Genomic DNA, 19,398 nt, shown 5'->3' with positions numbered 1-19,398 from the left:
GTCCCTGCGAACGAGTCTGACTAAGCAGGGACTAGCGTGATCAAGGTGATTTCTGCCGGTGCACCCAAACGCATAGGTGGACCCCAGTAGCCTGTGCCGCAACTGACGTAAACCCACATATTTTTATAGCGATGCAGGCCGGATACCAAAGGCTGCTCGATTGGCACAAAGTACATCCACGGCCAGAATTGTCCACCATGCGTATGGCCTGAAAGTTGCAGATCAAACCCCAACGGCTGTGCTTGGGTCATAGTACGAGGCTGATGAGCCAAAAGAACACGTACCGCAGCATCGTCAGGTGTGTTTTGTAATGCAGCTTCAGGATCACATGCGTGCTGCGGATCAAAGCGTTCAGACACTGGATCATTCACACCTGCCAGAATCATGATGTCTTCCTGGCGGGTAATCGTGACATGCGTATTTTGTAGAACGTGCAAACCCAGACGTTCATACTCTTGAATCCAAGAACCTGCACCTGAGTAATATTCGTGATTGCCCGTGATGACATACACACCATCCTGGGCTTTTAAGTCGCCCAACAGAGCGGTGTGCGACTGAAGAGCAGCGACCGTACCATCAACTAAATCACCTGTCAGGACAATGCTGTCAGCTTTAAGGGAGTTGGTGAGCTCAACCACTTTTGTCACAAAGCCTTCACGAATTGTGGGTCCCACATGTAAATCCGTAATTTGGGCAAACGTATAGCCTGCAAACGCCTGTGGCAAGTTGTCAATGGGAACTTGTACACGCACAACCGCCGGTCGGCGACTGACGTTGATAAGCCCCAAACCTGTAGCCAGCACACTGATCGTCAAAACAGCGACCGCACTCCAGAAGCGATAATCATCCAACCAAAGAAAGGGCGTGTAATAAAAGAGGATTTCGCCTCTCAACATGGCAGTCGCCCAAAGCGCCATCAAAGTGCCATCTCGAATGACTGTTAAGACGAACAGCCATGAGAAAAACCCCAATAACAAATACCCAGCCCATGAAATCGCACGAGTCCAAGCTGTTTCCTTGGTGAGTCTAGCTATAAAGCCACCGATGATCAGTACATAGACGATTAATAAAAACACCGCCAGACTGATATGACCAAGCGTACTACCCGCGACTGACCAAAGACGCCAGAGCGTATAGAGATGGCCTACCAGCAGAACGAGTAGAATGGTTTGCAAAAACCGAATGATGTGCAGCCACGCACCCGTGCCCTTAGCCATCAATGCGTGATCGGCCAATGGTTTTTTAGAGCTGGAAGGGTTATCTGATTCGGGTGGTGTTGACATGTATAGCGACCGAGTAATAGAACTGTAGTTAAACGACAATCGTTCTGTCTGACTTCCAACTGTACTTGAAGTTCCTTGAAACTAGCCATAATTCAGGCTTGAACTCTTGATATGCTTGCCAGAAGCGTGTAGGTGTGGTGAAGTGCATCTAGATGACGATTTGTTTTGTCCTTGTCAATTCTTTAATGTGAGAGTTTGATTGATGAAAATTCTTTTTGCATCGAATGCTGGTTCAAGTGATGACTCGTGGATTAGTTTGTTACAGACTGCTTTGCCAGACACTGAAATTTTGTCCTGGAATGAGACCAACGAAACCACAGGTGCAGAGCTGGCCATAGTTTGGCGCCCGGACGCCACTTTGTTGTCGCGAGAACCTAATTTAAAGGCGATCTTTAATCTCGGTGCTGGTGTCGATGGCATCCTAAAACTACCCGGTTTGCACGATGGAATCGAAATCTACCGTTTAGAAGACGCTGGAATGTCCGTTCAAATGGCTGAGTACTGCGCGCATGCCGTTTTAGACGCATCACGTCGTTTTGCGGATTATCGGGCACTTCAAGCCCAAGGGCAATGGAAAACCATGGCACCCATTCAACGCCACCGCTGGCCGATCGGCGTTTTAGGTCTTGGGCTTATGGGAGAGCGGGTTGCTCAGACTCTGAGCGCATTGGAATATCCCGTCTCCGGTTGGTCTCGCTCACAAAAATCCATCCCAGGCATTCAATGTTTTGCGGGCTCTGACACGTTTGAAGCGTTTTTAAAGCAAACCCGAGTGCTGATCAATATTTTGCCACTGACACCCGAAACACATGGCATCTTGAACAAAGAGACCCTGTCGCAACTGCTGCCCAATGCCTACGTGATTAACGTTGCACGGGGAGAGCACTTGGTCGATGATGATTTGCTGGCGCTCATGGACGCAGGCCACATCGATGGCGCAACGCTCGATGTCTTTACAGAAGAGCCGCTGCCAGCAGCGCACCCATTCTGGACGCACCCCAAAGTCACCATCACGCCGCACATTGCGGCAGCGAGCTTACGAGATCAGACGGTGGCTCAGATTTCAGACAAGATCCGTGCATGGTCACGTGGTGAAACGGTCAGCGGACGCGTCAACCTTCAGACTGGTTATTGATAAAAAGATAATCGGGGCACTGAAGCCCAATTCTTAATACCCTGCGACTACGGCTTGGGGTTTCAGTGCCAATTGCTTAGAAGTTTAAAACGCCCAGAACATTGGAATAAAAATCACCCCCAATACCCAGAAAATCAGATTCAAGGGTAAACCCACTTTGATGAAATCTGAGAACCGATAACCACCGGCTCCATACACCATGGTGTTGGTTTGATAGCCAACTGGCGTTAAAAAGCTTGTCGATGCAGAAAATGTGATGGCCACTAAAAACGGTGTCGCATCTGCACCCATATACTGAGCTGTTGAAATTCCAATGGGGGTCAGCAAAACTGCAGCTGCAGAGTTACTCATCAGTTCCCCCAACAGCAAAGCCATCAGATACAACACGGCTAGAACCACATGAGGTCCAAAGTCGCTCACTAACCCCACGGTATTGTCCACGATGAAACCAGCCGCACCGCTGTTACTCATGGCAATCCCTAGCGGTAACAGTCCAGCCATTAAAAATAGAATGCGCCAATCCACCGCGTCATACATGTCGTCAGTTTCCACGCAACGCGTCATCACCATGACCATCGCACCCGCCAGCGCAGACACAGCAATGGGAAGCCAATCCAGCGCCGCTAAAACCACCACCAACGTCATCACAACCCAAGAGAAGGGCGTGCGCCATCCGCGGCCTAAGGGTTCATCGCGTTCAGATAAAAGAATGAGATCCCGGTTTTTACGCAATTGCGCCACATGCGATTGCGGCAAGAGCACCAATAAAATATCACCCAGATGTAAAACGGTGTTTTGTAGGGACTCGCGTAAAACTTGACCACGACGCTGCACCCCTAAAATAGATACATCTCGGCTCAAGCGTTGGTCTAGGACACTTAAACGTTGTCCGATATTACGTGAGTTGGGTGAAATCATGACTTCGGCTAAAACCCGTTTGTTTTTGGGTGCTGCCGGAATTCCACTGGTCGACGATGGTTTTGTGTCGACTTCCTGGGTGCTTGGATCTGAGGTCGCTTCAAGTGCCTGACGCACCGCTTGTGTTGGCTTTTGTGGCCAGACGACATCGGGTGAGGCGGGTTGTTCGGTATCGACTTCTTGCTCTGATTTAAAGCACAGCCCCATTTCCTCTTTCAAGCGATATAGGTTTTCCCATTTACCGCGAATCAATAACGTATCGGATTCTTTGAGTTTTTCAGCTCTAGGAGCCCAACGTTTTTCGTCTTTACGCCATAGCTCCAACACATAGACTTTGTAGGTTTGCGCCAGTTTTGATTTCTCAACGGATGTGCCGATCAGTGCACTGTTTTGAGGGATACGCATTTCAGTCACAAAGTGACCAGATTCGTGGAACATGCTGTCATCGACTAGCCCTTGTTCCGGTAAAATCCAACGACCCAAGGTCAGCAAATAAAAACAGCCCGCCAATGCACAGATCGCCCCTAACGGTAGAAACTCAAACATCGTAAAACCCTTGTGGCCCAGATCCTGCGCCATAGCGTTCACAATGAGGTTGGTTGAGGTACCAATCAGTGTACAGACCCCAATCATCTGTGACACATACGACAAAGGGATCAATGTTTTAGTCGGAGACAAACCGATCTGTAAACTTGCAGCAATCACCACTGGCATAAAGACAGCCACAACCGCTGTGTTATTCACAAACGGTGCAATCAACGCCAACAAACCAAATAACAGCAACAAGAAAGTCGTGGGGGATCGGCTTTTACTCAGAAGCTTGCCCACACCATTTAATGCACCCGTGTTTTGCAGACCTGCTGCAAGAATAAACATCGCCGCCACAGTAATCGTTGCCTGATTACTAAAACCACTGAGTGCTTCAGTCGGACTGATAAGGTCGAGCGCAGACAAGCTCACAAGAACGAGCATTGCGACGATATCCATGCGCAGTCGCTCGGTGATAAAGAGCACCATCGCAACGGCCGCAATCGCCAACACAAGTGCAATTTCAAGCGTCATAAAATTGAAGTGAACGATTCGTAGAGAAGTTAGATGAGCTCAATTCTCATCAAAAGCAAACTCGTTTGACCCGAGCGCACGCAATGCACTATACGACGAAACCATCATAAAAATAATGAGATGATTGGAATCGCAAACGATCAGATACCCAAATACGCTTCCTGAACTTGTGGATTGGCGCGCAACTGGGCACCATCGCCTTCCAGAATAATCCGACCGTTTTCCACCACATAGCCACGATCGCAAATGGCCAACGCATGTTGAACATGCTGCTCCACCAGAACAATGCTCATGTGTCCACGCATGCGTTCGATTTGCGCAAAGATTTCTTCAGTCAGAATCGGCGAAATCCCTAGCGATGGTTCATCTAAAAGCATAACACTGGGCTGCGCCATCATCGCCCGACCAATCGCCAGCATCTGCTGTTCACCGCCAGACAAGCTACCGGCCATGGTGTAGAGACGCTTTTGCAGACTCGGGAATATTTCCAGCACCTCGTCCAGTGTGATGAAACGCCGACTTTTGGCTCGTTTGTTATAGCTCCCTACAATCAGATTTTCTCGTACCGTCATGGCCGGGAAAATTTGACGACCTTCGGGCACGTAGGCAACGCCTTTAGCAGCCATTTGGTGTGCCGCATTCTGAGAAATATCCTGACCATCGAAGTGAATTTGACCTGTTTTTTTCACTAGACTGACGATAGATTTCAGAATCGTCGTTTTACCTGCACCATTGGCGCCAATGATGGTGACGATTTCACCTGCCTTCACGTTAAAAGACACATCCCAGACAGCCTGAGCCTGTCCATAAAAACAGTTGAGGTCAGTGACTCGCAACATAACCTTCTCCCAGATAGGCTTTAATCACAGCGTGATTTTTCAGCACCACATCAGGCTTGCCATTGGCAATGATTTCACCATTACATAAAACGACAATGTCGTCTGCGACGGCCGTTACAGCTTTCATAATGTGTTCAATCAGGACAATCGTCACGCCTTGATCTCTGATGCTTTTAATCAGTTCAATCGCTTGCGTCACTTCGGGCGGTGTCAATCCGCCCATGGGCTCGTCCATAAGCAAAAGGTCTGGCTCAGTCGCTAGCGCACGAGCCACTTCAAGCCGCTTTAAGTTGCCGATCGACAATTGACCAGCAAGATGCTCAGCCAGATTCTCAAGGTGAGTGCGCTCAAGGACGACTTGCGCTTTTTGGCGTGCTTGGCGAATATTTCGGCTTTTTGCCAAACAAGCGACCATCAAGTTTTCAAAAACCGATAATTTTGCCATGGGCTTGACGACCTGAAAGGTGCGTGCCATCCCAAGCGCATTGAGCTGATACGATTTGAAATTGGTGACATCCTTGCCTTTGAAATGTACTTGACCTTCAGTGGGCGCAAAAGCTCCGGCAATCATATTAAAGCAAGTCGTTTTACCAGCTCCGTTGGGGCCAATCAGTGCCAGAATGCGACCTTCTTCTACACTGAATGACACATCGCTGACTGCGGTCACACCACCAAAACGTTTCGTTAAACCATTGACTTGAAGAATCGCCATCGTTTAACTCCTTCTCGTGATGCGATCACGCAATTGACGCAATCCCTGAACCATGCCGCCCGGTAAGTACACAATCACCAGCATAATCAGTAGGCCGTAGACGATTAGATAAAGTGAAGGAAATGCCTGCAAGAAATGCACTGTCTTCAGATATTCTTGTAAAGCAATCAGCAAGGTTGAACCTAAAATGGGCCCCAAAATAGTCCCAATCCCACCAATCACGGTCACAAAGATCATTTCTGCAGATAATGGCACGGTAAACGTCATGTCAGGATCAATGAACTTGTTATATAAACCGTAAAAACCACCTGCGAGTCCAGCCAGAAACGCACTGATAAAAAGTGCTTTGCTTTTGACAAGGCTGGAGTTCATCCCCATGGCTTCGGCAGACTCCTGATCTTCCCGAATCGCAATAAAGGTGTATCCCGTTTTAGAGCGCATTAGGAAATAACAAAACAAGCAAACCAGCGTGGTCAGCAGTAATGCGACAAAGAAATACTCCATTTTTGTGAAGATCTGAATCCCAAAAAATGTCGGTCTTTTAACGAGCAAAATGCCTTCGCCCCCGTTAGTGACTCCTTTTAAGTTGCGAGCAACAATGTGCACAATTTCAGCAAATGCCAGTGTCCCTAAGGCAAAGTAGGGACCTTTAAGGCGAAACAGAAAAAAGCCAACCACCAAGGAGAAAAGCCCAGCCAGCAAACCGCTGAGCAGCAAGGTCAATGCCATATCCAGCTGCAAACTATTCACCAGCAACATGGACGTATAGGCCCCTACGCCTAAAAACATGGCATGCCCAAAAGAAACCTGTCCGGTAAAACCACCCAATAGGTTCCAAGCCTGACCCAGCATGATCCAGATCAGAATGGTGATGACGATTGAATAAATATGAATGTTCGCAACCGCCGGAATAATCCAAGCTAAAAGCGCGGCAACGATTAAGGAGGGTATCCAAGTTTTCATGGTTTACGCTCCTTTACCAAACAAACCTTGGGGTCTGTAGAGCAACACAATTAAGAACAGCACCAGACCGAACACATCGCGGTAAGCGGTGCCGCCATCAATGTAGGTCGCCCCAAAGCTTTCGACTAAACCAAGCACCAAGCCACCAATCGCAGCCCCTGGGATACTGCCCATCCCGCCAAGCACCACAATGATGAAAGCTTTAACTAAGAAGAGAGGTCCAATGGCGGCATAAATCGGGTAGGTGGTTGAGAGCACACCACCGGCAACACCTGCAAACACAGCCCCTAAACCAAACGTAATGCCTGAAATAACAGAAACGTTAATGCCAACGATTTGTGCAGCCTGTGGGTTTTGAGCAGCCGCACGCATGGCCAGTCCCAAGTCAGTACGTCTTAGCAGCAGATTCAGTAAGAAGATCAAGATGATCGTGACAAAAAAGCCTACCAGTAACGACGCATTAAAAGTGATTCCAAAGATATGCCAGATTCGGTTTTGCCAATAAAGCCCAGATCCAGTCAGACGCAAAAAGTTAGGACCCACAAACAAGGGCAGGGCAGCAACGTTCACCAGCAAGATACTGGCCCCGGCTGTGAGCAGTAATGTATTTTCTTCGCCACCTTCGCGAACTTTTTCAACAAAAAACTTGTAGAGGTAATACCCGATCAGATAACAGACTGGTGCAGTGATAAAGATGCTGACAAACGGATCAAAACCCGCTGTTTGAAATAGAAAGTAACTGATAAACATGCCGATCATGACGAACTCACCGTGCGCCATGTTAATCACGCGCATCACACCAAAAATGAGTGTCAGCCCCAACGCAATGATGGCGTAGACTCCGCCAATCATGAGTCCATCAAAAAAAGTCTGAATCATGATAGTCCGTCCATAGATCAGTCAGGCAATGATCGAAGAAACGTGATGAAGCGAATCTGCGCAAATACCGTGGGGTACTTGCGCAGTGGTTTGTGATTAACGCTTCCAGCCCGGGAATTTAACGATCTCGGCTTGTGCCTGATCTTTCGGATAGACCGTCACCATCTTGCCGTCGATCCATTGCGACAAGTCTGTGAGCGCCCGGTTTTGATTGGTATACCCATCAAATGCTTCAAACTTCACTGGACCAAAGACGGTCAACAAATCCGTTTTAGACAATGCGTCACGTACCCCATCGCGTGTCATGGGATTGGCTCGACTCAGCGCATCAGCCAAGACATAGATGGCGGCATAACCTTCAACTTCATGTTCACCGGGTTCATGTTTATATTTATCCGTGAAATTCTTATGAAAAGCTTGGAATTTCTCTTGACTGCGATCACCATGCCAAGGTCCTGCGGTCAACACTGTTTCAGACAAATCACCCGCCTGGGTTGCAAAACCCATGATGGAGTGGCCTGCACCCGTGCCCACAAAGAGTTCTGGTGACAAATCAGCTTCTTGTGCGGCCTTCATCAACTGTGTGGCATCGTTGTCATCCCCGGCAGTCATAATGACGATATCGGGATTAAAGCTTTTGGCTTTCACCATGATGGGTTTCAAGTCGAGCTGGCCACCCGCGTACTTGATGACTTCGTAGTTGATACCCTCATCTTTCATATAGTCCTTGAGGGCGTAATCGTAGATTGCCTCGCCATACGCGTTATCGACGTTGACGTGAACAACTGTTTTGGGTTTGTTGTCTTTGAAATACTCTTTAAGGGTGTTGGGGTACATGCCAGCGGTTGGGTTCATCCGAAACACATACTCATAGCCCGAGCGTGTCGCCAAGTCACTTGAGCCATGGTCAATCAGATAGGGTGTCTGGTTTTCTTCTGCAACCTGTGCTTCAACCAGCGTCACACCCGACGAGCGACCACCCGTCAAGACCATAATGTCTGAATTTGAAACGAGTTTCTCAGTGGCGGTTTTGCCCATAGCCGGTTTTTCTTGAGAATCCTCAATAATCAACTCAAGTTTTTTACCGTTAATGCCACCCGCTGCATTAATTTCATCGACAGCCATGCCATACGCTGCTTGAAACTTCTCACCAAACACCGCTGCATTGCCTGTCATCGGCAAAACAGCACCAATCTTAACGGAGTCCTTTGCATAACCAGGCATACAAAATGCCAAGCTTGTCGTTAAGACACTCAATGCAAGTACATGCTTTTTCTTCAACATACCAGTCTCCTCGTTATTAAACACATGACAACTCTGTCAGTTTTATAATCAGTCTCTACGGACTTTTAATCAGTCTCTACGGACTTTTGCTCACTATACTGGACAACCTTACTCACGTGAGTAAAAAGCTTCGAATCACAGGGCAGACAGTTTCAGACAGCACAATCAGAGATATTTTTTAGAATAAATGACGGTCTAAAAGAGAGAGCACACAAGACGCATTCATTGAACGCTTGAATACGTTGCATTACCTAGGACAACTACTCGGTTTAGGGTGCCACGCTTTATACTGGACAATTGTCTACGTCTAATCCTTCTGTGTTGAGAGAGCCTGACTCAAGCGTACATTCTGAAGGACAACACAACCCAGCTTGTCGAGATCGATTAAAGGAGTTGCATGTCTGCCCAAGAAATTGCCACGACACCCATGAATTCAGAAACTGAATTCGACAGTGGCTTAGACAGCGCTGTACGCTGGCGCGTGTTGTTTGTTTTACTGGTGGCCATGTTTATGTCGCTGGTCGGTGTCAGTATTGTGAATGTGGCGCTGCCGTCTATCCGCTTATCGTTAGACACCAGCCACTCAGAAATTCAATGGGTCTTATCTGGTTATGCACTGACTTTTGGGGTGGTACTGGTCGCCGCAGGTCGAGCAGGGGACATTCTGGGTCGTGGGGGTTTATTTCTGATTGGTGTGGCCATTTTTACGCTTTCTTCAGTTGCTGCCGGGCTTGCCCCTAGCGGGGACTGGTTGATTGCAGCGCGCTTTTTACAAGGCGTGGGTTCTGGATTGCTCAGTCCGCAAGGGATGGGCATGATTCAACAATATTTCCGAGGTGCTGAGCGCGGTAAAGCTTTTGGCTATTTTGGGACGACAGTGGGTTTGTCCGTGGCTATCGGCCCAGTCATGGGTGGCTTACTCATTAAACTGGGTGGCATGGACTTAGGCTGGCGCTTAACCTTTCTGGTGAATGTGCCGATCGGTTTGATGACCTTTATTCTCGGTTGGCGCTGGTTCCCACGCCCATTGATTCGCCGGACTGTCGCACAGCGTCATTTTGGAGCCCCTTGGTGGTACATGTTGGATCCTGTAGGATCGTTGCTACTGGCATTGGCCGTTTTAGCAATTCTGTTTCCATTTGTGGAATCCGGACGTTCTGCCTGGTTTTGGGTTTTGCTGTTTGTTGGGTTTTATCTAGTGTATGCCTGGGTGCGTTGGGAACAACGCTACAAACGTCAGGGACATAGCCCCATGGTGGATCTGTCTTTATTTGTCACTCCGAGCTTTCGAAACGGGGTTGTCATCATGACACTCTATTTCTTTGGCATGACCAGTATTTGGGTGCTTGTCGCTCTTTACGTGCAAGAAGGGCATGGCTGGTCAGCTTTCCTGTCCGGTCTGGTGGGTGTGCCTTCGGCTTTAATTTCGGCCTATTCAGCCCACTGGGCAGGGGATCGGGTTGCCCGCATGGGTCGCAAGATTGTGATTGGTGGGCTGGCCATTGCGTTACTGGGTCTGGCCATGACCATTGCTGTGGTGATTCTGAACACAACACATGGTTTGAGTGTTTGGTGGCTTTTATTGACCCTTGGGGTCTTTGGGATCGGGCAGGGGGCGACCATCAGTCCAAACCAAGCACTGACTTTGTCTGAAGTCCCCTTGGAATATGCGGGCAGTTCCGGTGCCATCTTACAAACGGGGCAGCGCATGGGGACGTCCGTGGGGATCGCTTTAATCACGGCCGCTGTCTTTTTCAGCTTGTCGCACTATGATTGGACTGTGTCCATGGTTGTGGGTTTGCTGATCATAGCGACCGTCATTACCATTGCGCTTTGGGTTGCAGTGCAGGACTTGAAAGGACGAGAAAAGACCGGTCTGAGCAATCTTTAGTGCGTCACAAAATCGGCAAAAACTCTGTGAGTCGGTGAATCTAAGAATCTAAGGATTAGCGGCGATGAAGTAATTCGGGGCCAATTTCTTCAAGTGTTGTGACCCCACTTAAACGCATCGTGCGCTGTAACTCATCGCTTAGGATTTCAAGGGCTTTTTCTGCACCGGCCTGGCCGGCTGCGCACACACCGTATAGTGTGGCGCGCCCCAAAAGAACCAGATCAGCGCCACTGGCCAAAGACGCCATCACATCACGGCCTCGTCGAATCCCGCTATCCAGAATCAATGTGAAGTGTTCCCCAACCGCTTCACGAATCGCGGGCAATGCATCTAACGCCGAGATTGCCCCGTCTAACTGGCGTCCGCCATGGTTGGACACCATAATGGCATCACAACCAATGGCTTTAGCCTGTCTTGCGTCGTCTGGATGCAGCAGACCTTTGACGATAAAGCACCCAGGCCATAAATCTCGCAATCGCTTTAACTCATCCCAATCGAGCGCGGGATCATAACTCTTACCGACTGACGAGGCCACTTGATTTAAGTTCGCTGCTTGTGGCACAAAATCTCGCAAGTTCGCCATTTCAGGTAAACCATTTGTCAGCTGTTGCCAAACCCACCCTGGATGACGCGCAAAATCTAATGTATTGCGCACAGTGTAGCGAAAGGGTAATCCGAAATCATTTCGGAAATCCCTTTCACGTTTTCCCCCGACCGGCATGTCGACTGTGATCACCAAAGTTTCATATTGGGCGGTTTTAGCACGGGTAATTAGTTTCTTTAAAAACGGCTTATCGCGAAACACATAAGCCTGAAACCAGAGTCGACCGGGTGCTTCTTGTGCGAGCTCCTCGATTGACACTGTGGCTGAGGTCGACAACGTAAACGGAATACCAAACTTGGCACAGGCGCGCGCCAATGGAATTTCCGCACGTGGCCAACCAAATCCAGGTGCCCCAGTTGGACCCACCATCATGGGTAGGGCACAAGGACTGCCAAACAAATTTATTTCCAAATCAATTTCAGAGACATTTCGTAACAATCTAGGAATGAACTGAATTTCATCAAATGCTTGACGATTGAACTTCATCGTCAATTCATCTTCAGCGCCACCATCATAAAAATCAAATACTGCACGCGGTAACCGACGTCGTGCCAGTTGACGTAAGTTTTCGATATTCTGAACGCGACGTAAAGAGAATATGCTCATGAATTTGTTTTCATTTAAAAACATCAAAAATTGGAATCAATCGCCGCCATCGCTTCAAACAAACCCCTGTTCGACGTGATGGGGCGACCCATTCACAAGCTGCTAGATCAACGTGTTACTGGATTTCTTTTTTCGCCTGCTCAACCGCTTCACGCATGGCTTTCAACGCTTCAGAGCCCGGGCGACCACGATCATCCAATGATTTAGCCCAAGCTTGTGCTGAACGATCATAGGCTTCGTACATTTTTTTCTGATCTTCATCGCTAAAGGCCAATGTTTTGACGCCTTTGTCCTGAATTCTCTTCAATGCGTTTTGCTCAGTTTCATCAAAGTTTTTGCAGCTCGTGGACGAAACTTCCTTACCCACTTCCATAATCACTTTTTGCTGTTCAGGTGTGAGTTTATCCCAAGCTTTTTTGCTAATGGAATAGGTCAACACAATCCCTGCGACGTGGTCTTTGTTGCTGCCAGTTTTCACCAGATCGTCTAGACCATAGTCAAACAAGCTTTGTGCAGGCCAGAATGTGCCGTCAACCGTGCCACGAGACATGCTTTCGTAGGTTTCTGGTGCCGAAAGATCAACGGGGACCATGCCCATTTCACTTTGGGTACGGGCCATGGCACCGCCAGCTGAGCGCATTTTCAGGCCTTCAAGATCAGCCATGGTATTGATATCTTTGTCTTTGGAGACAAAGATATGGTGACGTGTCATCAACACCAACACCGGGATCACTCCTTGTGCATCCCACTCTTGTTTTTGCAGAAAACCACCATCATGCGTCATGTTCCAAAGTGCCACAAAACCTTCACATGAGTTGTTTGAGAAAGCACCGGGCAGCTCCAAGACGGCCGACAAGGGCATTTTGTCTTTCAAGTAGGACGGTCCGACATAACCAATGTCAGTCACACCGGATTGTGTGAGTTTGAGCATGTCCGCGGCTTTACCCAATTGCTGACCTGGAAAGTATTTAAAGGTCACTTCCCCGTTGGTGCGCTTTTCAACCTCATCCATGAATGGCTTGGTTGATAAGTTATAGATAAAGCTACCATTGGGCAAAATATCAGCCACACGCAATGTGACTGGTTTTGCGTGCGCGACACTCAGACCAGCACCCAGCGTAAACGCTGTAGCCAGGCTGGCTGTCAGGGTACGAAGGACTTGTTTTTTCATTTTGAATCTCCTCAAAGGACAGGTCATTAACGACAATTTAAAAGCTGCTTAGTTTTAGGTTTTTAGGTTTTTGAAGAATCAATGCCTAAGGCTTACATCAGTGACGGCAACCACAGCACAATTTGCGGAAACGCCATCATGAGTCCGATGGCGACAAAATGAGCCAGCACGTGTGGCCAGATTCCACCAAAGACTTCTGTCACGGGGCGTTTTGCATAAAACGCCACCACAAAACAATTCAACCCCATCGGTGGTGTGAGTAAACCAATCTCTGCAATCACAATCACCAACACGCCAAACCAGATTGGGTCGTACCCCAGTGTCACAACCACAGGTAGAACCACGGGGATTGTCAGAACCAGAATTGCGATCTGATCCATAAAAGCGCCAAGAATCACATACATGAGGAAGATGGCGGCCATAATCATCCAGGGCTGCGCATCCAACGAACTCACCCAACCGACCAAATCTTGTGTGACACCCGTCAAGGTAAAGAAGTAACCAAACACATGGGCGCCCAACAAAATCATGGCGATCATGCAGGTGCCTTGCGTTGCACGCAGTGTGGCATCGAAAAGATCACGTGGTGAAGCACGTTTACGCATTAATGTGATTAACAATGCACCAAAGGCGCCCAGTGCAGACGCTTCCGTGGGTGTGGCAATGCCACTGTAAATCACACCCGTCACCATCAGAATCAGGACTAACATGGGACCCACAACTTTGAGCAATTTGAACTTGTAAGCCCAGGATTTAGGCTCTGTGGTCGGTGCCGCTTTGGGGTCCAAAGTCGCCAGGATATAAACCGTCACAATGATTGTCAGACAAATCAAGAGTCCAGGAAAAATCCCGGCAATCAAGAGTCGTCCAATATTGGCTTCGGCTAGCAGCCCATAAATGATGAGAATCACGCTAGGAGGTATTAACATCGCCAGCGTGCCTGAAATGGCCACAACGCCTGCGGCCATTTTGGGTTCATAGCCGTGTTTGATCATGGCAGGCAAACTCGTGGCAGACAAAGTCGCAGCAGCTGCTGTACTTGTGCCACAAATCGCACCGAAACCTGCACCAGCAACTGAGGTAGCCATACCCAGACCACCACGGACACTACCAAACCAGGCGGCGGCTGCCTCAAACAAATCGTCCGCAATACCGCTTTTTAAGACCAGTTCAGCCATGAGTAAAAACATGGGAATGGTAATGAGCTCATAGGAGTTCACCGTTGACAAAGGCACGGTTTCCAGAATGCCCATCATGATGTCCCAGTCGCCCACGATCAGTAGACCAATGGCGCCGATAATGCCCATCGCAAAACCAACCGGCACACCCAGCACCATGAGAACCAACAATAAAACAGTTAATGTGATCGCAATCATGGTTTAAATCTCCCCGCCGGGTTCGTGTGAAGCCGCTATGTTTTGTACGATGTCACGACCCGTGAGAATGCTGGCTAGTTGTCCAATAAACCGAAAAAACAGTCGCAATACCAAAAGACCAACGCCCAAAGGCACAATGGCCGCCGGGATCCAAGTTGGAAACGATACAAGGCCTGCCGTAGCATCACCTTGCACGAATGCATTCCAGGCTCGCTCCACACCGACATACGTAATCAGAGAGAACAGCACCAAGCTGATGGCAGACGTAAAAACTTCAGCCCATCGTTGACCAAGCGGGCTAAATCTCTGAATTAAAATATCCAGTGAAATATGTTTATTGGCGCCATAGGTTCCTGAAACAGCAAAGAAGAAAACAGCCACCATGAAGTAAAGGCTGACCAAGTCGTAGGCCCAGATCAGCGGCGCATGAAAGGCGTAACGCAACACCACATCAAGACCCACAATCAACATGATGGCAAACATGCAAACCGCGGCTAAAGCATTAAAGATGCGTTCGAAAAATAGAATCAGTCTTTCGAGAGCATGCATAGACAACTCCAGTTCAGTCATTCAGTGGGCACCGCAGTGCCCATACAACAGACTACAAATTTGTGAATCAAGGTGCGAGTGAGGCCACTTCAATGAGCATCGGACCCTCATAGGCCAGACCTTCTTTCAGGATTGCTTCAATTTCTGACTCACAGGCAATCCGACGTGTCTCTAAGCCGTAGCCTTTAGCCACTTGAATAAAGTCTGGATTGAACAAGCCCGTACCTAGGCAATCACGGCCTGGATACTCTTGGAGCTGGTGAATCCGGATCGAGGCATAGCACTGGTTGTCTGACACAATCATCAGAATGGGTAATTTGCGCTCGCACGCCAAAATGATTTCATTGCCAGTCATTAAAAACCCACCGTCACCGGCCATGCCGATGATTTTGCGATCTGGGAAACGTAGCTGACTGGCCAATGCTGCTGGCGTGCCGTAGCCCATGGCACCTACGAGTGGTGCCATCAAACGTTGCGGTGGCTGAAACTCAAAATGACGGTAGACCGGTGCAGCAAACGTGCCAGCATCCAAGGCAATGATGGCGTCCGACGGGGCCAAACGTTTAAGTGCTTGAACCACTTGCGCAAAAGGGACACCTTCTTGCTTTGTCTCTTGCGACTTATTCTGTGCCGTGAAATCAGGCCAGGCTGCGTATTGTTGATACAGACCTTTTAATCGAGCAATCCAGTTTGTACGCGTTGCATTGGCGGGCTCTGCCTGAGCAGGTGTCAAGTTTTGTGCAATCGTGACAGGATTGGCCACAATGCCAAACTGTGCGTTGAATTGTGCACCAACGACGTCGGGGTCTGGGTAGCAATGAATCAGTATTTGTTGTGGCCAAGGATGGTTGGGGAAGGTGTACCCCTGTGTGGTGATGTCATCTAACAAAGTGCCTAACGCAATAATCAAGTCGCTTTCGTGAAATGCGTCCATTTGGTTCTGAGGATTGGCCAATCCCAAATCGCCCACATAAAGAGGGTGCTCATTGGGGAACAAATCCTGCTGACGAAAGGCGACAGCCACTGGAATTTGCCACTGCTCCGCAAAGGCTAACAAGGCTTCACGACCACCGGGCTGATCCATCATGCCACCGGCAATGATGAGCGGTTTTTTTGCGTTTTGAATTTGCGAAGTTAGGGTTTGATGTGAGGCTTCAGTCAGCGTCGTGGCAACTGGCTCTGGACATGTCCATTCAGGAATCTCAACCGTCTGTTGCTGAATATCTTCGGGTACGACAATCACGACTGGACCTGGCGTACCACTGGTCGCGACTCGCATGGCTCTAAATGTAGCGGTCGCCAATTCAGCGGGATCGGTGACTTCAACAACCCATTTGGCAATTCGGCCAAACATATGACCGTAATCAATTTCCTGGAAAGCTTCTTTGCGCAAATGTGATTTAGGGACCTGACCCACAATCATGATCAAAGGCACCGCATCTTGTTGTGCAGTGTGTACAGCAATCGCGGCGTTGGTAGCACCTGGGCCACGACTGACCATAAACACGCCGGGACGACGTGTTAGACGACCATCGGCACACGCCATAAACCCAGCACCAGATTCGTGGCGGCAGGTCACCACGTCAATCTGAGGAAACTCATTGAGTGCATCTAAAATGCCGAGATAGCTTTCTCCGGGCACTAAAAACACACGGTCAACGCCATTGGCTGCAAGGACGGACATCAGAGCATGAGAAGAGGTTTGCACGATAATTTCCAGAATCTGAACAATGAATGAGAGTCATTTTGCGTCTTGAGCCCGTCTGTTTCAATACTTTCTTTGTATATCAGTTAGTATTTAATTGCATAACAGAACAGTGAAAGTATTTAACCAAGTCAACGGAGTCACTCGGCATGGATTTAACGCGAGTGCATTATCTGATTCATGTGGCACAAACCAAAAGTCTGTCTAGAGCAGCTGCGGTGCTTGGCATCACGCAGCCTTCATTAAGCCGCCAAATACAGAGCTTGGAAAAAGAATGTGGCACACGGTTGCTATATCGCCACGGTCGTGGTGTTTCTTTGACACCGGAAGGCGAAGCTTTTCTAGACAAGATGAGACCGCTTCTGCTCGCTGTGACCGATGTCATGGCTGCCCAGAAAAAACTTGCCGATCAACCTGCCGGAAAAATTACCCTAGGGCTCACCCCCACGGTTGCTTCATTGATTGGGATGTCGTTATTGCGCCGAATACGCGAAAGATACCCAAAGATCGAGCTCAATGTGGTGTCAGGCTATAGCGGTTATGTGCACGAATGGTTGGTCGATGCTCGCGTGGATTTGGCCATTTTGCATGATGCACGTCGCAGTCAATATTTTGCAGCTCAACACTTGGCTGACATGGGGTTGTATCTGATTTCCAGTGGCCAAACACCTGTGTCTAAAGCTTCGCAAAATCAGGCTAAAGACTCTGAGATATTGATTAAATTAAATGAGCTTAGGCAGTTGCCACTCATTTTACCGAGTGGCAATCACGGCTTGCGACGCACCCTAGAAACTGCAGCCTCACAGATCGGAATCACGTTAGAGATTGTGCAGGAGATGGATTATTTGCCGCTACTTTTAGAACTAGTCGCTCAAGGACAGGTTCACGGTGTGCTGGCACGTCCCGCATTTGCAGGCAAAGACATCGAGAAACAATTATTAGTTCGCCGATTAATCTCACCAGAAGTCAGTACTCGATTGATTTTGATTAAAGCAGCCCATCGCCCAATGACATCCGCAGTTCGAGTGCTTGAACAAGAGATTTATACTTTATTTCAAGAGATGGATGAGCAAGGAATATTGGCACAGATGCGAGTCACTTTATCCACTGAACTTGCACAGACTAAAGCACCATCGACCAGAAATCAGGCAAAAAGCACTCTGACACCATCAGAGGCTGATGTTGGCGCCAAAACACAGACCGGCGCGCCAAAAGCGCACAGTCCAGATTCAGTTCAAGCCCACTGCGTTGCAGACTCTGAAACAAACCGTGATGACGCCCAATGCGACTAATTTCAAAGCGGCTACGTACGATTTGTGGATCTTGATACAAAATATCAGCTAGAGGGCGGCTGCTTAAGCGGCGAATCCCTTGCCAACAACCATGGGATGCACGTAAAGGCGTCAGGCTTCGAGCCAGCACACAGGGTCGATTGTTAATCGACATCAGCACTTCACGGTTCCAAACTGGACCATCACCAAAGAGGGCGCGATCTTCCAAGCGTGGTGACTCGATTCCTTCAAACACCACGCGCAAATGGAACTGACCCAACGTACGTAAACCCGTGGTTAGGGCACCAGGGCGCATGAGCCACGCCGTTTGAATGGAGGAGCAACTCGGAAAAGGCTGTTCTTGCCAGCCGGTCGTTTTGAGAAAAGGCATCATAGTGGCGTATTATCGCAGCCTATGGAAAAAATGCGTATCTCTAAACTTCTAGCCCAACAAGGTTTGTGTTCACGACGTGAAGCTGACCTCTATCTGGCTCAGGGACTGGTGACAGTCGATGGTGAAGTTGCCCAAGTGGGCGACAAAGCATGGCCGCATCAAAAATTGGTTCTGAAAGGTCAGGCTCAAAAAACCCAACAAAATCGGGTCACCATTTTATTGCATAAACCGATGGGGATTGTATCCAGCCAAGCCGAAGATGGTTATCAACCCGCGATCACCTTGATCAAGCCATCTAACCAATCGCCTTTAGATCGCAGTGGTGTGCGTTTCAAGCCCACGATGCGCCATGGCTTAGCCGTGGCTGGTCGACTCGACATCGATTCCACAGGTCTCTTGGTGCTCACACAAGACGGTCGAATTGCTCGACAGCTCATTGGCCAAGACAGTGATATTGAAAAAGAGTACCTGGTTCGAGTCAGTGGCAAACTCATCCCCAATGGACTGGCTCTGCTGAATCACGGTCTCAAATTAGACGGGCAAACACTTAAACCTGCCAATGTTCGTTGGCTCAATAACGATCAATTGTTATTTAGGCTTAAAGAAGGGCGCAAGCGCCAAATCCGTCGCATGTGTGAACTCGTCGGACTTAAAGTCATTGGCTTGAAACGGGTTCGTGTAGGCAAAGTGAAGCTCGGTGAATTGGCACCGGGCACTTGGCGTTTTTTACGAGCTGATGAACGATTTTGAAGCAAA

At 48.7% G+C, this 19,398-nt stretch carries 16 protein-coding genes and 1 pseudogene; 4 read left to right on the top strand and 13 right to left on the bottom strand.

Translation table 11 applies throughout. From position 1 onward, the window contains the following. Nucleotides 1-20: 20 nt before the first annotated feature. Nucleotides 21-1,283: a metallophosphoesterase gene (locus tag ACOI06_RS00875; RefSeq protein ID WP_420660549.1), complete on the bottom strand. Its 1,263-nt coding sequence runs from the start codon at nucleotides 1,281-1,283 to the stop codon at nucleotides 21-23. A gap of 202 nt (nucleotides 1,284-1,485) precedes the next feature. Here ACOI06_RS00875 and ACOI06_RS00870 point away from each other — a divergent pair, with 202 nt between their 5' ends. Then, nucleotides 1,486-2,418 carry a 2-hydroxyacid dehydrogenase gene (locus ACOI06_RS00870; RefSeq protein WP_420660548.1) on the top strand — a complete coding sequence of 311 codons (933 nt, stop codon included), beginning with the start codon at nucleotides 1,486-1,488 and terminating at the stop codon, nucleotides 2,416-2,418. Between the two features lie 84 nt (nucleotides 2,419-2,502). Here ACOI06_RS00870 and ACOI06_RS00865 read toward each other — a convergent pair whose 3' ends face one another. From ACOI06_RS00865 to ACOI06_RS00840, 6 genes are all read right to left on the bottom strand, one after another. Further along, on the bottom strand, nucleotides 2,503-4,398 hold the full coding sequence (locus tag ACOI06_RS00865) for an SLC13 family permease (RefSeq protein ID WP_420660547.1): 1,896 nt from the start codon (nucleotides 4,396-4,398) through the stop codon (nucleotides 2,503-2,505). A 140-nt stretch (nucleotides 4,399-4,538) separates the two neighbouring features. Continuing rightward, nucleotides 4,539-5,237 (bottom strand): ABC transporter ATP-binding protein, encoded by a 699-nt coding sequence (locus ACOI06_RS00860; RefSeq protein WP_420660546.1) that lies wholly within the window; start codon nucleotides 5,235-5,237, stop codon nucleotides 4,539-4,541. Then, nucleotides 5,221-5,949, bottom strand: coding sequence for an ABC transporter ATP-binding protein (locus ACOI06_RS00855; protein WP_420660545.1), 729 nt, complete (start codon nucleotides 5,947-5,949; stop codon nucleotides 5,221-5,223). Before ACOI06_RS00855 ends, ACOI06_RS00860 begins: the two co-directional genes overlap by 17 nt. A 3-nt stretch (nucleotides 5,950-5,952) precedes the next feature. Continuing rightward, nucleotides 5,953-6,912, bottom strand: a complete 960-nt coding sequence (locus ACOI06_RS00850) for a branched-chain amino acid ABC transporter permease (RefSeq protein ID WP_420660544.1) — start codon at nucleotides 6,910-6,912, stop codon at nucleotides 5,953-5,955. 3 nt (nucleotides 6,913-6,915) lie between these two features. Then, nucleotides 6,916-7,791 carry a branched-chain amino acid ABC transporter permease gene (locus ACOI06_RS00845; protein WP_420660542.1) on the bottom strand — a complete coding sequence of 292 codons (876 nt, stop codon included), beginning with the start codon at nucleotides 7,789-7,791 and terminating at the stop codon, nucleotides 6,916-6,918. 96 nt (nucleotides 7,792-7,887) lie between these two features. Then, the gene (locus ACOI06_RS00840) at nucleotides 7,888-9,075 is read right to left on the bottom strand and encodes an ABC transporter substrate-binding protein (RefSeq protein WP_420660541.1); all 1,188 of its coding nucleotides are present in this window, start codon (nucleotides 9,073-9,075) and stop codon (nucleotides 7,888-7,890) included. 397 nt (nucleotides 9,076-9,472) lie between these two features. Here ACOI06_RS00840 and ACOI06_RS00835 point away from each other — a divergent pair, with 397 nt between their 5' ends. After that, on the top strand, nucleotides 9,473-10,966 hold the full coding sequence (locus tag ACOI06_RS00835) for an MFS transporter (protein ID WP_420660540.1): 1,494 nt from the start codon (nucleotides 9,473-9,475) through the stop codon (nucleotides 10,964-10,966). A gap of 55 nt (nucleotides 10,967-11,021) precedes the next feature. Here ACOI06_RS00835 and ACOI06_RS00830 read toward each other — a convergent pair whose 3' ends face one another. The 5 genes from ACOI06_RS00830 to ACOI06_RS00810 all read right to left on the bottom strand — a co-directional run bounded on the left by ACOI06_RS00830 (nucleotide 11,022) and on the right by ACOI06_RS00810 (nucleotide 16,980). After that, nucleotides 11,022-12,176: an alpha-hydroxy acid oxidase gene (locus ACOI06_RS00830; RefSeq protein ID WP_420660539.1), complete on the bottom strand. Its 1,155-nt coding sequence runs from the start codon at nucleotides 12,174-12,176 to the stop codon at nucleotides 11,022-11,024. A 115-nt stretch (nucleotides 12,177-12,291) separates the two neighbouring features. After that, on the bottom strand, nucleotides 12,292-13,347 hold the full coding sequence (gene dctP / locus ACOI06_RS00825; protein WP_420660538.1) for a TRAP transporter substrate-binding protein DctP: 1,056 nt from the start codon (nucleotides 13,345-13,347) through the stop codon (nucleotides 12,292-12,294). 92 nt (nucleotides 13,348-13,439) lie between these two features. After that, nucleotides 13,440-14,723, bottom strand: coding sequence for a TRAP transporter large permease (locus ACOI06_RS00820; protein ID WP_420660537.1), 1,284 nt, complete (start codon nucleotides 14,721-14,723; stop codon nucleotides 13,440-13,442). Between the two features lie 3 nt (nucleotides 14,724-14,726). Then, the gene (locus ACOI06_RS00815; protein ID WP_420660536.1) at nucleotides 14,727-15,272 is read right to left on the bottom strand and encodes a TRAP transporter small permease; all 546 of its coding nucleotides are present in this window, start codon (nucleotides 15,270-15,272) and stop codon (nucleotides 14,727-14,729) included. Between the two features lie 67 nt (nucleotides 15,273-15,339). Next, nucleotides 15,340-16,980 (bottom strand): thiamine pyrophosphate-binding protein, encoded by a 1,641-nt coding sequence (locus tag ACOI06_RS00810; protein ID WP_420660535.1) that lies wholly within the window; start codon nucleotides 16,978-16,980, stop codon nucleotides 15,340-15,342. 146 nt (nucleotides 16,981-17,126) lie between these two features. Between ACOI06_RS00810 and ACOI06_RS00805 the strand changes: the two are divergent. Continuing rightward, nucleotides 17,127-18,002 (top strand): annotated as a pseudogene (locus ACOI06_RS00805) (LysR family transcriptional regulator); the annotation flags it as partial. 97 nt (nucleotides 18,003-18,099) lie between these two features. Here ACOI06_RS00805 and ACOI06_RS00800 read toward each other — a convergent pair. Continuing rightward, nucleotides 18,100-18,564, bottom strand: a complete 465-nt coding sequence (locus ACOI06_RS00800; RefSeq protein ID WP_420660719.1) for a chorismate--pyruvate lyase family protein — start codon at nucleotides 18,562-18,564, stop codon at nucleotides 18,100-18,102. Nucleotides 18,565-18,663: 99 nt separating this feature from the next. On the opposite strand from ACOI06_RS00800, the gene ACOI06_RS00795 reads away from it, so the two are divergent. Further along, a complete protein-coding gene (locus tag ACOI06_RS00795; protein ID WP_420660534.1) occupies nucleotides 18,664-19,392 on the top strand; it encodes a pseudouridine synthase in 729 nt (242 codons plus the stop codon). The last annotated feature ends 6 nt before the right edge of the window (nucleotides 19,393-19,398 follow it).

The organism is Orrella sp. 11846 (assembly GCF_048820935.1).
GTDB lineage: Bacteria > Pseudomonadota > Gammaproteobacteria > Burkholderiales > Burkholderiaceae_B > Algicoccus.
Note: the sequence above shows the minus strand (reverse complement) of the source record. Positions and strands in the feature narration are given on the sequence as shown.